Source organism: Enterobacter sp. 148H3 (assembly GCF_034107425.1).
In the GTDB taxonomy this organism is placed as follows: Bacteria; Pseudomonadota; Gammaproteobacteria; order Enterobacterales; family Enterobacteriaceae; genus Enterobacter; species Enterobacter vonholyi.
The window spans coordinates 211,699-224,175 of the sequence record NZ_JAWNEI010000007.1 but is presented as its reverse complement, the minus strand read 5'-3'; the positions used below and the strand labels follow the sequence as shown (position 1 = coordinate 224,175).

Sequence of the window (12,477 nt, the reverse complement as noted above, 5' to 3'; positions counted from 1 at the left end):
TGGAAATAATCGGGCCGTGTGGTCGGTTTTTTAATGTTTTGTGCTACTAAATGAGTGGGTATTATCACTTTGTGCCATTTTAATACTACGCGCCGGAATTAAAAACCGACGCGTAATTATCACAGTGCTAAATCAACTGGCAAACTGACGGAACAGGGCTTTGCCCTTTAACAGCCGCGTGCCGAGCCAGCCTCCGCAGAGAGAAAGCAGCGCAGCGCCGCACAGAGGCAGGATCAACCAAAGACGCCAGTCAGGCTCCCACGGGAAGTCGAAGACCTTTGTCTGCAGCACCGCCAGCGCCGTCTCTGCGCCAATGGCGGCCACCAGACCGGCCACCAGCCCCAGCAGCGCAAACTCGCTCCAGAGCGTCATTCGCAGCAGCCGCTTTCCGGCCCCCAGCGTGCGGTAAACCACCAGTTCCTGATGGCGCTGGCGCATGCCCACCTGCACCTGGGCCAGCAGCAACAGCACGCCGCAGATCGTCACCAGCACCACCATCACCTCCAGCGCGCGGCTCACCTGCTCCAGCACCTGCCCCACCTGTTTGAGGATCGCGCCGATATCCAGCAGGCTGACCGTCGGAAACTCCCGGTTGAGCTGGGTCAGCATGCCGTTGCCGTTTTCCCAGCGGAAGCTGGTCAGCCAGCTCTGCGGCTGCCCGTCCAGCGCACCCGGCGGGAAGATAAAGAAGAAGTTGGGCCGCAGGCTCTCCCAGTCCACCTTACGCAGGCTGGTGACCTTCGCGGTGAAATCCTGCGTATCGCCTGTGAAGGTGACGCTGTCCCCCAGCTTCACGTTCAGCCGCGTCGCCAGCCCCTCCTCCATCGACACTTCCCCCGCTTTCGGCGGCCAGGTGCCGGCGGTTATCGGGTTGTGGTCAGGGCGTTTCTCCTGCCAGGTGAGGTTCAGCTCGCGGTTAAGCGACTCGTCCTTATTCCCCTCCGTTGGCTGCCCGTTGATCTGCGTCAGACGCGCGCGAACGATGGGATAGAACGACTCGGGAACGATGTGATGCTCCGACAGGAAGCCCTTCAGCGGCGTAACCTGCTCAGGCGCGATATTGATCAGGAAATAGTTCGGGCTTTCAGGCGGCAACTGCTGCTGCCAGCGATCGAGTAGATCGCCGCGCAGCACCAGCAGTAGCGCCAGCAGCATAAACGACAGCGAGAACGCCGACAGCTGGCTGAGCGTAGACCAGGGCTGGTGCAGCAGTCGGTTGACCGCCAGGCGCACGGGCAGCGATTTTACCGTCACCCTTTTCAGGAGGTTGAGTAGGATCCAGCCCAGCACACCGCACAGCAGCGCCAGCACAACCGCCCCGGCCAGCACCGCCCACAGCAGCGTGCTGCCCCCCATCAGCCACGCCAGCAGCCCCACCGCCACCGCAATAATCACCGGAAGGTAGAACTTCAGCGGCCAGACGTTCGCCACCACATCGTTACGGAGCACGCGCAGCGGCTGCGTGGCGAGCAGCAGGCGGTAGGGTCGGAGCCCCACCAGCACCGAGATCACCGTCATCGCGCCCATCGCCCACAGCCACGGCCAGAGGCTGGCAGGCGGCAATGCGGCAGGGAGCACCGGTTTCAGCATCACCATCAGCAGTTTTTCAAACAGCAGCCCCATTATGCCGCCGGTCAGCGCCGACAGAACCAGAAGCATCAGCCACTGGCCGACAATCAGCTTGCGCAGCTGCGCCCGGCCCGCCCCCAGGGTTTTGAGGATCGCCACCAGGTCGTAGCGGCTGCGGCAGTAGTGCCCCATCGCCACGGCCACCGCCGCCACCGCCAGCAGCAGGGTTAACAGTGCCGACAGCAGCAGGAACTGCTGAGAGCGCTCCAGAGATTTACCGAGCGCCCCCTCGTCCTGCTCCAGCCCGTACCAGCGGTGCTCTGGTTTGAGCTGCGGCATAAGCCATTTTTCATAAGCGGCAAGCTGGGCGGGCGTGCCGCCAAACTTATAGCGCCAGGTGACGCGGCTGCCCGGCTGTACGGCATGGGTGGCCGCGACATCCGCGGTGTTCATCAGCAGGCGAGGCGCAAGCTGGAACGGGTTAAAACCGCCGTCGGGCTCCTGCACCACTTCCCCGGCGATTTTCAGCGTGGCGTCGCCGACGTCGATACTGTCTCCAGGTTTCAGGTTCAGCAGCGCCATCAGACGCGATGCCAGCAGCACCGTACCGGGCGTCGGCTTTAACCCTGGCGGACTGGTTTGTAAGTCACCGTACATCGGGTAGATATCATCGACGGCCTTGACGCTCGCCAACTGCGGCGTGTCGCCCGCGAAGGTCATGGTCTGGAAGGTGATTTGTTCCCCCACCTTCAGCCCTTCTTTGCGCGCTGATTCAATCCAGCCCGACGGCACGGGGCGGGAGCTTTCCAGCGCCCTGTCCCCCGCCATAAACTCCCGGCTCTGCTGGCTGAGCCCTTTTTCCATGCGGTCACTGACGCTGCCGAGCGCCAGCACGCAGGCCACTGCCAGGCTTAGCGCCAGCCAGACAATCAGCAGCGAGGGGGAGCGCCACTCGCGCCAGAACCAGCGGGTAATCATGCTTCCTCCTGCAGAACGCCGTTCACCAGCCGCAGACGACGGTCGCAGCGCGCGGCGAGCTGCGGATCGTGGGTCACAAGGATAAGCGTAGTGCCGTGCTCGCGGTTGAGCGAAAACAGCAGGTCGGCAATCCGGTCTCCGGTGTTACGATCAAGGTTGCCGGTAGGCTCATCGGCAAACAGCACCTCAGGGCGGCCGTTAAACGCGCGGGCCAGCGCCACGCGCTGCTGCTCACCGCCGGAAAGCTGGGCGGGAAGATGGTTGAGACGTTTCCCCAGACCGAGCTGTTCCAGCAGCGCCTTCGCGTGAGCGCGGCTTTCACGGCTATTTTCACCGCGCAGCAGCGCCGGGAGCTCGACGTTTTCCAGCGCGTTCAGGGTCGGGATCAGCATAAAGGACTGAAAGACAAAACCAACGTGACGCGCGCGCAGCGCGGCCCGCGCCTCTTCATCAAGCTGATGCAGCGGCTGTCCGACAAGATGGACCTCGCCGCTGCTGCCGTCGTCCAGACCGGCCAAAATCGCCAGCAGCGTGGACTTGCCGGAACCGGATTCGCCAATCAGCGCGATGGTTTCAGCGCGTTTGACAACGAGTTCAACTCCAGTAAGGATGGAAAGCTCGTGCTCCCCCTGACCGACGGACTTCTTAAGATGATGAACTTCAACACTGTTTTCCGCTGGCATTTGCCCTTCCTGTTTTTGATTCTGATGACCTTCCGCGCGGCGGCAGCGGACACGTTACTGGTTCTCGGCGACAGCCTGAGCGCAGGCTATCGCATGGCGGCCAGCGCGGCCTGGCCCGCCCTGCTCAATGACAAATGGCAAAGCAAGACCGCTGTAATCAACGCCAGCATCAGCGGCGATACCTCGCAGCAGGGTTTATCGCGCCTGCCTGCGCTGCTCAAACAGCATAAGCCGCGCTGGGTGCTGGTTGAGCTTGGCGGTAATGATGGATTGCGCGGTTTCCAGCCTCAGCAAACCGAGCAAACGCTGCGTACCATTTTGCAGGACATCAAGGCGGCAAACGCCCAGCCGCTGCTGATGCAAATTCGCCTGCCCGCCAACTACGGTCGTCGGTATAATGAGGCCTTTAGCGCGATCTACCCTAAGCTTGCCAAAGAGTTTGATATTCCGCTGCTGCCATTTTTCATGGAAGAGGTCTATCTCAAACCCCAGTGGATGCAAGACGACGGGATCCACCCCAATCGCGATGCGCAGCCGTTTATTGCCGACTGGATGGCAACGCGGCTGGCTCCTTTAGTTAAACATGACTCCTGATTAAGCGGAGATCCTGACAGGTAAAGTTATGCAAAAATCGGTCTTAATTACAGGATGTTCCAGTGGAATCGGCCTGGAAAGCGCGCTCGAACTGAAGCGCCAGGGGTTTCGGGTTCTGGCGGCCTGTCGTAAACCTGACGACGTCGAACGCATGAACGGTCTGGGCTTTACCGGCGTGCTGCTGGATATGGACTCGCCGGAAAGCGTTGAGCGCGCCGCCGATGAGGTGATCGCGCTGACCGGTAATCGTCTGTACGGGCTCTTTAATAATGCCGGCTACGGCGTGTATGGCCCGCTGGATACCCTCACCCGCGAAACGCTGGAGAAGCAGTTTTCGACCAACTTCTTCGGCGTGCATCAGCTCACCATGCGTCTGCTCCCCGCGATGCTGCCGCACGGTGAAGGGCGCATCGTGATGACGTCGTCGGTGATGGGACTGATTTCCACCCCGGGCCGCGGCGCCTACGCCGCCAGCAAATATGCGCTGGAGGCCTGGTCCGACGCCCTGCGCATGGAGTTACGCCACAGCGGCATTAAGGTCAGCCTGATTGAGCCCGGCCCGATCCGCACCCGCTTTACCGAAAACGTGAACCAGACCCAGGCGGATAAACCGGTCGAGAACCCCGGCATCGCCGCGCGTTTTACCCTCGGGCCCGAAGCGGTGGTGGCCAAAGTGCGCCATGCTTTTGAGAGCGACCATCCCAAAATGCGCTATCCGGTAACGCTGGTCACCCATGCCGTAGGCTGGTTAAAACGCCTGCTGCCGGGCAGGATGATGGACAAAATTTTGCGCGGTTGAGTTGAAGCGACGACGCTCATCCCCATGTAAAGAACAAACCGACAAAAGAGAAAGCCGCATGTCCGTACAGAATATCGTCAATATCACAGAAGCTAACCTGCAACAGACTCTTGAACAGTCGATGACCAAACCGGTCCTGTTCTACTTCTGGTCTGAACGCAGCCAACACTGCCTGCAGCTGACGCCGGTGCTGGAAAGCCTTGCCGCCCAGTACAACGGTCAGTTCATTCTCGCCAAGCTGGACTGCGACGCCGAGCCGATGGTAGCGTCTCAGTTTGGCCTGCGCGCCATCCCTACCGTCTATCTGTTCCAGAACGGCCAGCCTGTTGACGGTTTCCAGGGGCCGCAGCCGGAAGAGGCGATTCGCGCCCTGCTGGATAAAGTGCTGCCGCGCGAAGAAGAGCTGAAAGCGCAGGAAGGCATGGCGCTGATGCAGGAAGGCAAATACGACGAAGCGCTGCCGCTGCTCAAAGAGGCGTGGCAGCTGTCGAATCAGAACAGCCAGATTGGCCTGCTGCTGGCGGAAACGCAGATCGCCCTGCACCGCTCAGAAGACGCGGAAGCCGTACTCAAAACGGTTCCGCTCCAGGATCAGGACACCCGCTATCAGGGGCTGGTTGCACAAATTGAGCTCCTGAAGCAGGCGGCGGACACCCCGGAAATTCAGCAGCTGCAGCAGCAGGTAGCCGACAACCCGGCAGATGCCGCGCTGGCAAGCCAGCTTGCGCTGCAGCTGCATCAGGTGGGGCGTAACGAAGAAGCGCTTGAGCTGCTTTTCAGCCATCTGCAAAAAGATTTAGCCGCCGCAGACGGTCAGGCGCGCAAGATGTTCCAGGAGATCCTGGCCGCGCTGGGCACCGGAGACGCGCTGGCGTCGAAGTATCGTCGTCAGCTTTACGCGCTGTTGTATTGATAAAAAAGCCCGGTGGCGGCTTCGCCTTACCGGGCCTGGAAATGCCGATATTACCCCATCTTTTTCAACTGCGTCACCACCAGCTGGTGGCGCGCGTTGTAGAACTTCCGATAGGTCAGGTAGCAGGCAATGATGGTCGACAGGCTTGCCGTGGAAAGCAGCATAAACGTCACCATGATCTGGTACTTAATCGCTTTTACCGGATCGATACCGGCAAAAATCAGCCCCGACATCATGCCCGGCAGGCTCACAAGCCCCACCGTTTTGGCGGAATCCACGGTCGGGATCAGCGATGAGCGAATGCTTTCGCGAATCAGCCGCGCCGAGGCCACTTTAGGCGTCGCCCCCAGGCTTAGTTTCTCCTGCAGCTGCTGCTGTTCGCTGCTGAAACGCTGGCCGAGATTGTTGTAACAGAGCCCAACGGCCACCATCGCGTTCCCCGCAATCATCCCCGAGATAGGGATAACCTGCATCGGCGTAAACTCAATCGAGCCGGAAAGTACCAGCACCGCCAGCGTGAGCGCCGTTCCGGTGGTAATCGCGATAAACGATGAAACAAACGCCTTATCAATGTATTTACTGCGCTTTTGCGCATTCCACGCCGCGTTAAAGCAGATAAAGAGCACCATCAGCAGCGTCAGCACCGCGTGGTTAACGTTGAAGATATACTTCAGCACATAGCCGACGATGATGAGCTGAACCACCGCGCGGCAGATACTCCACACGATATCTTTTTCCAGCCCCAGCTTTTCCCGGTAGCTGACCACAATCGCAATCAGCACCAGCACCATCGAAAAGGCCAGAGATTCGTTGGTAATGTTATGTTCACCCACGGTTTGCCTCCTGCATTTTTCCGCCGTGCGGCTGGAGCGTAATCACGTCATCCGCATGGGTTATTTCGTTAGCGTCGTGCGTCACCCACAGCACGGCAATGTTCTGCTCCCGGGCGTAGCGATGAATTATCTCGTTGACGTTGCGCTTGTTAACGTCATCAAGCGCGCTGGTTATTTCATCCAGCAAAAGCACCTTCGGTAAAAACTGCAGGTTGCGGATCAGCGAGACCCGCTGCTTTTCGCCGCCCGACAGCGCGTTGATGGATTTGGTCAGCGTCTCCTGCGCCAGGCCAAAGCGGGCCAGATCGTGGGTAAACGTTTCCGGCTCCGGCGTTTTATTGCGAATTTGCCACGGGAAAATCAGGTTGTCGTAAACCGTATCGCCAAAAAGCGCGGGCGTTTGCACGCAGTACGAGACCTGCTGGCGATAGCTTTCCGGGGAAAGCGACGCGATATCCTCGCCTTCAAACAGAATGGCTCCCTCCGTCGGGCTGAGGAGTGAAGCCACAATCTTCAGCAGCGTGCTTTTCCCACAGCCTGAGGGACCCGTGATTAATTTAAACTCGCCCGGCGACAGGCTAAACCCGACGTGCTGCAGGATCGTGTTTTCCCCGACTCGAAACCCGACGTCCCTGAGATGCAAAAGGTTTTTTTTATCGTTCATTGCGCTTCCGTTAACCGCTTCGTGTAATAACCGCCTGTAGCATAATCCTTTCGCCCGCACAGCGCGAATAGCCTCACGCTGAAGCAAGTGTTAAACTTTTTGTTTATAAATTGTCACCACCATCACTACAGGAAGTATGCAGCATGGCACATATCTTTTATGAGTTTCCTTCCCTGAAGCCTGGTGTTCCTGATGTCGAAACATTAATGGAAGTCATCAAATCGTCGGAACTCACGCGTTTTGTGATAGGTGCAGAGGTGGTCGATTTTGTTAAGAAGGCGCTCATCGTGAACACCACGATCGGCAGCTTCAAAAATTGCTATTTCGCCTTCGACAACGGGACACACTTCCTTGAATTTGACGGTAAAGGCAAATCAAAACGCTTCAATGAAGTGCCGGACTGGTTCGTCTCTCCGGCGGAATTTTCACGCACACAGTGGCTTATCAACCACGATCTTGCGGATGTGAAAGCCACCCGGTTCATTGAGGTCCTGATGTCCTACCCGCTGAAAGCGCGCCGTGCGCACTGTAATTTGTTATTCGGGCTGGAGCTGGAAAAGGTGAATGCGGTTCCGGCCGCGGCGTCAGCGGCAGGCAAAATCGGCAATAAAAACGGTAAAACGACCAAACCCCGCGTCACCGATCTGGGATCGTTCGAGCTGTTCAGCCAGTTCTTTGCGCGCATGAAAACCGCCGTGCAGGCCGATGAGTTCCCTACTCTGCAGATCCTGACGGGCATGGATAACCTGGCAAAAGCGCCGCATAATTTAAAGCAGGGCATCAGAACCTGGTTTAAAGCCATCGCGGGCGACCTTCCACCGAATAACAAACGCGTTGAGGCGGGAAATGCCGTTCTGTTCTGCGCCCCCATTCGCGAACAGATCCAGCGCATCGAAGCGCTGGGGCTGGAGAATTACTACCAGGGATTATCCAAAGCCATTGCCGAAGCGGGTGATGGCTTCATCTCTGACTTTACCTATACTTACGAGCAATAAACACACACTTTCACTCATCACGGCATGCAAAACAGGAGGTTTTTATGCTTATCGTTGTTCCCGTCCTTATTTTCGTTGCGCTGGTTATCGTGGGCGCTGGCGTCAAAATTGTCCCTCAGGGTTATCAGTGGACCGTCGAGCGTTTCGGCCGATACACCAACACGCTCCAGCCCGGCTTAAGCCTGATTGTCCCGTTCATGGACAGAATTGGACGCAAGATCAACATGATGGAACAGGTGCTGGACATTCCTTCCCAGGAAGTGATCTCAAAGGATAACGCCAACGTCACCATCGACGCCGTGTGCTTTATTCAGGTGATTGACGCGCCGAAGGCGGCCTATGAAGTCAGCAACCTGGAGCTGGCGATCGTCAACCTGACGATGACCAACATCCGTACCGTGCTCGGCTCGATGGAGCTGGACGAGATGCTTTCCCAGCGCGACAGCATTAACACCCGCCTGCTGCACATTGTCGATGAGGCCACCAACCCGTGGGGGATCAAAGTCACCCGCATCGAGATCCGCGACGTGCGCCCACCGGCGGAGCTGATCGCCTCCATGAACGCCCAGATGAAGGCCGAGCGAACCAAGCGCGCCTACATTCTGGAAGCCGAAGGGGTACGCCAGGCGGAGATCCTCAAAGCGGAAGGGGAAAAACAGTCGCAGATCCTGAAAGCGGAAGGCGACCGTCAGTCCGCGTTTTTACAGGCGGAAGCGCGTGAACGTTCAGCCGAAGCGGAAGCCCGCGCCACCCAGATGGTGTCCGAGGCGATTGCCGCCGGTGATATCCAGGCCGTGAACTACTTTGTTGCGCAAAAATATACCGACGCGCTGAAAGAGATCGGCTCCGCGAACAACAGCAAAGTGGTGATGATGCCGCTGGACGCCAGCAGCCTGATGGGCTCTATCGCGGGCATAGCCGAACTGATCAAGGACAGCGGAAACGAGCGTAAAAAATGATTGAGCTGATTGTTGCACATCCTCACGCCTTCTGGCTAAGCCTCGGCGGCTTATTGCTGGCGGCGGAGATGCTGGGCGGCAACGGCTACCTGCTCTGGAGCGGTGTTGCCGCCGTCATTACGGGTCTTCTGGTCTGGATCCTTCCCCTGGACTGGGCGTGGCAGGGCGCGCTGTTCGCCGCGCTGACGCTGGTGGCCGCCTGGCTGTGGTGGCGCTGGCTTAACCGGCGGGTCAAAGAGCAGAAACCGGTCGACGCCCACCTTAACCAGCGCGGACAGCAGATTGTCGGCAAGCGTTTTACGCTCGACACCGCGCTGGTGAACGGACGCGGACACATGCGGGTGGGCGACAGCTCGTGGCCGGTGGTGGCCGACGATGACCTCAGCGCCGGCACGCGGGTGGAGGTCATTGCCGTGGAAGGCATTACCCTGCGGGTGAAAGCCTGCTAAGCGTGGGTTTTACGGTGGCAGCAGCCGGCAAGATTATCGATAATCGGGCAGTCGGCGCTGTCATCCCCCGGACAGGAGTCCGCGAGCTGCAGCAGCTGTTCGCGCATCGCCTGCAGCTCGACGATGTGGCGTTCAATTTCGGCCACTTTTTCCAGCGTGCGTTTTTTCACGTCGGCGCTGTGACGCTTCGGATCGTTGAACAGGTTAACCAGCTCGCCGCACTCTTCCAGATTAAACCCAACCTGTCTTGCCTGGCGAAGCAGCGTCAGCTCATCCAGATGCAGCTGCGTGTAGCTGCGGTAGCCGTTTTCACTGCGCAGCGGCGGCGTGACCAGCCCCTTCTCTTCATAAAAGCGGATCGCTTTGCTGGTTAAGCCGGTTTTTTTTGCCACGTCACTGATATTCACATTTCCCCCTTGACCTTCCCCTTGATGGAAGGTTTAACCTTCATAACAGTTAGCGAAAAGCGTTACTCCGGTCAACAACTGACCAATATATTATACGGGAGTTTTGTTATGTCTCACACTATCGACCTGACGTTGGACGGCCTCTCCTGCGGCCACTGCGTCAAACGCGTTAAAGAAAGCCTGGAACAGCGCCCTGATGTGGAAAGCGCTGACGTCACTATCGATCATGCGGCCGTGACCGGCAGCGCCAGCGCGGATGCGCTGATTGATACTATCAAGCAGGCCGGTTACGGGGCGGAGTTAAGCCACCCAAAGGCTAAACCGCTGGCAGAGTCATCATCCCCGTCGGAAGCACTGACAGCGGCCACTCCTGAGCTTCCGGCAGCGGATGATATTGATGACAGCCAACAGCTGCTGATCAACGGCATGAGCTGCGCCAGCTGCGTCTCCCGGGTACAAAACGCCCTGCAGGCGGTACCGGGCGTCGCCCAGGCACGGGTCAATCTTGCGGAGCGTACTGCGCTGGTGATGGGCAGCGCCTCCGCCGCAGAGTTAGTGCAGGCCGTTGAGAAAGCGGGCTACGGCGCGGAGGCCATCGAAGACGATGCCGAGCGTCGCGAGCGCCAGCAGGAAACGGCTATCGCCACCATGAAGCGCTTCCGCTGGCAGGCGATTGTCGCCCTGCTGGTGGGTATTCCGGTGATGGTGTGGGGCATGATGGGTGACAATATGATGGTCACCGCTGACAACCGCACCCTGTGGCTGGCGATCGGTCTGATTACCCTGGCGGTGATGGTATTCGCAGGCGGTCATTTCTATACCAGCGCCTGGAAGAGCCTGAAAAACCGCACCGCGACGATGGATACGCTGGTTGCGCTCGGTACCGGCGCGGCGTGGCTCTATTCGATGAGCGTGAACGTCTGGCCCCAGTGGTTCCCGATGGAAGCGCGGCATCTCTATTATGAAGCGAGCGCAATGATTATCGGCCTGATCAACTTAGGCCATATGCTGGAAGCCCGCGCCCGCCAGCGCTCATCGAAAGCGCTGGAAAGATTGCTTGATTTAACCCCGCCGACGGCCCGCGTGGTCACGGACGAGGGGGAAAAGAGCGTTCCATTGGCTGAGGTTCAGCCCGGCATGACGCTGCGTCTGACCACGGGGGACCGCGTTCCCGTTGACGGTAAGATAACCCAGGGCGAAGCCTGGCTGGATGAAGCGATGCTGACCGGGGAGCCTATTCCCCAGCAGAAATCAGATGGCGACGCCGTGCATGCCGGTACGGTGGTGCAGGACGGCAGCGTGCTGTTCACCGCCAGTGCCGTCGGCAGCCACACCACGCTGTCGCGTATTATCCGCATGGTGCGCCAGGCGCAAAGCAGCAAGCCGGAGATAGGCCAGCTTGCTGATAAAATCTCGGCCATTTTTGTGCCGGTGGTGGTCGGCATTGCCCTGCTGAGCGCGGCTATCTGGTATTTTTTCGGCCCGGCACCGCAGATTGTGTATACCCTGGTAATCGCCACCACGGTGCTGATCATCGCCTGTCCTTGCGCCCTGGGCCTCGCGACGCCGATGTCGATTATCTCCGGCGTAGGCCGCGCGGCCGAATTTGGCGTACTGGTGCGGGACGCGGACGCGCTGCAGCGGGCCAGCACCCTGGACACGCTGGTGTTTGATAAAACCGGCACGCTGACCGAAGGTAAACCACAGGTGGTCGCCGTTACGACCGCTGGCATTACCGAAGAACAGGCGCTTCGGCTTGCCGCCGCGCTGGAGCAAGGCTCAAGCCATCCGCTGGCGCGCGCCATTCTCGATAAAGCCAATGCGTCTGCCCTGCCGCAGGTGAGCAATTTCCGCACCCTGCGCGGGCTCGGCGTGAGCGGTGAAGCAGAAGGTCACGCGCTGCTGCTGGGCAATCAGGCGTTGCTCAATGAAAACGGTATTGATACCGCCGCGCTGGAAAACGAGCTGAAGGAGCAGGCGTCACAGGGCGCCACCCCGGTTCTGCTGGCGGTGGATGGCAAAGCCGCCGCGCTGCTGGCCGTGCGCGATCCGCTTCGCCAGGACAGCGTGGATGCCTTACAGCGCCTGCACCGTGCGGGCTACCGTCTGGTGATGCTGACCGGGGATAACCCGACCACTGCCAACGCCATCGCAAAAGAGGCCGGTATTGATGAGGTCATTGCAGGCGTACTGCCGGACGGCAAAGCGGACGCCATCAAGAAACTGCAAAGCCAGGGTCGTGAGGTGGCGATGGTCGGCGACGGCATCAACGATGCCCCGGCGCTGGCCCAGGCGGACGTGGGGATCGCAATGGGCGGCGGGAGCGATGTCGCCATCGAAACCGCAGCCATCACGCTGATGCGCCACAGCCTGATGGGCGTTGCCGACGCGCTGGCCATTTCAAAAGCCACGCTGCGTAACATGAAGCAGAACCTGCTGGGGGCGTTTATCTATAACTCGCTCGGCATCCCGATTGCTGCCGGCATTTTGTGGCCGCTGACCGGCACGCTGCTTAACCCGGTGGTCGCGGGTGCGGCAATGGCGCTCTCCTCCATCACCGTGGTCAGCAACGCCAATCGGCTGTTGCGGTTTAAACCGAAGGATTGAACCTTGTACCCGTACGCGCTAGCATGA

12 protein-coding genes are annotated in these 12,477 nt (G+C 59.2%); 7 read left to right on the top strand and 5 right to left on the bottom strand.

Features of this window, described 5'->3' with window-relative positions:
* Positions 1 to 132: 132 nt before the first annotated feature.
* Together ybbP and ybbA are read right to left on the bottom strand one after the other, a co-directional pair.
* The gene (ybbP, locus tag USH94_RS12745) at positions 133 to 2,547 is read right to left on the bottom strand and encodes a putative ABC transporter permease subunit YbbP (protein WP_111963374.1); all 2,415 of its coding nucleotides are present in this window, start codon (positions 2,545 to 2,547) and stop codon (positions 133 to 135) included.
* A complete protein-coding gene (gene ybbA, locus USH94_RS12740) occupies positions 2,544 to 3,230 on the bottom strand; it encodes a putative ABC transporter ATP-binding protein YbbA (protein WP_111963489.1) in 687 nt (228 codons plus the stop codon). Before ybbA ends, ybbP begins: the two co-directional genes overlap by 4 nt.
* On the opposite strand from ybbA, the gene tesA reads away from it, so the two are divergent.
* From tesA to USH94_RS12725, 3 genes are read left to right on the top strand one after another with little or no spacing between them, the layout of a single operon-like run.
* Positions 3,201 to 3,824: a multifunctional acyl-CoA thioesterase I/protease I/lysophospholipase L1 gene (tesA, locus tag USH94_RS12735; RefSeq protein WP_111963490.1), complete on the top strand. Its 624-nt coding sequence runs from the start codon at positions 3,201 to 3,203 to the stop codon at positions 3,822 to 3,824. The two genes, ybbA and tesA, sit on opposite strands and share 30 nt — an antisense overlap.
* Before the next feature lie 28 nt (positions 3,825 to 3,852).
* The gene (locus tag USH94_RS12730; protein ID WP_111963375.1) at positions 3,853 to 4,623 is read left to right on the top strand and encodes an SDR family oxidoreductase; all 771 of its coding nucleotides are present in this window, start codon (positions 3,853 to 3,855) and stop codon (positions 4,621 to 4,623) included.
* A 58-nt stretch (positions 4,624 to 4,681) separates the two neighbouring features.
* Positions 4,682 to 5,536, top strand: a complete 855-nt coding sequence (locus tag USH94_RS12725; protein WP_023310624.1) for a co-chaperone YbbN — start codon at positions 4,682 to 4,684, stop codon at positions 5,534 to 5,536.
* A gap of 50 nt (positions 5,537 to 5,586) precedes the next feature.
* Here the strand turns inward: USH94_RS12725 and fetB are convergent, their stop codons facing one another.
* The gene (fetB, locus tag USH94_RS12720) at positions 5,587 to 6,369 is read right to left on the bottom strand and encodes an iron efflux ABC transporter permease subunit FetB (RefSeq protein WP_111963376.1); all 783 of its coding nucleotides are present in this window, start codon (positions 6,367 to 6,369) and stop codon (positions 5,587 to 5,589) included.
* Positions 6,362 to 7,033, bottom strand: a complete 672-nt coding sequence (gene fetA, locus USH94_RS12715) for an iron efflux ABC transporter ATP-binding subunit FetA (RefSeq protein ID WP_111963377.1) — start codon at positions 7,031 to 7,033, stop codon at positions 6,362 to 6,364. Before fetA ends, fetB begins: the two co-directional genes overlap by 8 nt.
* Positions 7,034 to 7,176: 143 nt before the next feature.
* Between fetA and USH94_RS12710 the strand changes: the two genes are divergently transcribed.
* The 3 genes from USH94_RS12710 to USH94_RS12700 are packed head-to-tail and all read left to right on the top strand — an operon-like array spanning position 7,177 to position 9,436.
* Positions 7,177 to 8,028: a hypothetical protein gene (locus USH94_RS12710; RefSeq protein WP_111963378.1), complete on the top strand. Its 852-nt coding sequence runs from the start codon at positions 7,177 to 7,179 to the stop codon at positions 8,026 to 8,028.
* Positions 8,029 to 8,072: 44 nt separating this feature from the next.
* Positions 8,073 to 8,987 (top strand): SPFH domain-containing protein, encoded by a 915-nt coding sequence (locus USH94_RS12705; RefSeq protein ID WP_008499312.1) that lies wholly within the window; start codon positions 8,073 to 8,075, stop codon positions 8,985 to 8,987.
* The gene (locus USH94_RS12700) at positions 8,984 to 9,436 is read left to right on the top strand and encodes an NfeD family protein (protein ID WP_032656590.1); all 453 of its coding nucleotides are present in this window, start codon (positions 8,984 to 8,986) and stop codon (positions 9,434 to 9,436) included. Before USH94_RS12705 ends, USH94_RS12700 begins: the two co-directional genes overlap by 4 nt.
* Here USH94_RS12700 and cueR read toward each other — a convergent pair.
* Positions 9,433 to 9,843, bottom strand: coding sequence for a Cu(I)-responsive transcriptional regulator (gene cueR / locus USH94_RS12695; RefSeq protein ID WP_021241620.1), 411 nt, complete (start codon positions 9,841 to 9,843; stop codon positions 9,433 to 9,435). The two genes, USH94_RS12700 and cueR, sit on opposite strands and share 4 nt — an antisense overlap.
* A 108-nt stretch (positions 9,844 to 9,951) precedes the next feature.
* On the opposite strand from cueR, the gene copA reads away from it, so the two are divergent.
* Complete coding sequence (copA, locus tag USH94_RS12690) at positions 9,952 to 12,450, top strand: copper-exporting P-type ATPase CopA (RefSeq protein ID WP_111963379.1); 2,499 nt, start codon at positions 9,952 to 9,954, stop codon at positions 12,448 to 12,450.
* Positions 12,451 to 12,477 lie beyond the last annotated feature (27 nt).

What these genes read in the sequence shown, in the direction of transcription:
- ybbP (WP_111963374.1), bottom strand. Translation starts at nt 2,547, where the DNA reads ATGATTACCCGCTGGTTCTGGCGCGAGTGGCGCTCCCCCTCGCTGCTG.
- USH94_RS12710 (WP_111963378.1), top strand. Translation starts at nt 7,177, where the DNA reads ATGGCACATATCTTTTATGAGTTTCCTTCCCTGAAGCCTGGTGTTCCT.
- USH94_RS12700 (WP_032656590.1), top strand. Translation starts at nt 8,984, where the DNA reads ATGATTGAGCTGATTGTTGCACATCCTCACGCCTTCTGGCTAAGCCTC.
- tesA (WP_111963490.1), top strand. Translation starts at nt 3,201, where the DNA reads ATGAACTTCAACACTGTTTTCCGCTGGCATTTGCCCTTCCTGTTTTTG.
- ybbA (WP_111963489.1), bottom strand. Translation starts at nt 3,230, where the DNA reads ATGCCAGCGGAAAACAGTGTTGAAGTTCATCATCTTAAGAAGTCCGTC.
- USH94_RS12725 (WP_023310624.1), top strand. Translation starts at nt 4,682, where the DNA reads ATGTCCGTACAGAATATCGTCAATATCACAGAAGCTAACCTGCAACAG.
- copA (WP_111963379.1), top strand. Translation starts at nt 9,952, where the DNA reads ATGTCTCACACTATCGACCTGACGTTGGACGGCCTCTCCTGCGGCCAC.
- fetA (WP_111963377.1), bottom strand. Translation starts at nt 7,033, where the DNA reads ATGAACGATAAAAAAAACCTTTTGCATCTCAGGGACGTCGGGTTTCGA.
- USH94_RS12705 (WP_008499312.1), top strand. Translation starts at nt 8,073, where the DNA reads ATGCTTATCGTTGTTCCCGTCCTTATTTTCGTTGCGCTGGTTATCGTG.
- USH94_RS12730 (WP_111963375.1), top strand. Translation starts at nt 3,853, where the DNA reads ATGCAAAAATCGGTCTTAATTACAGGATGTTCCAGTGGAATCGGCCTG.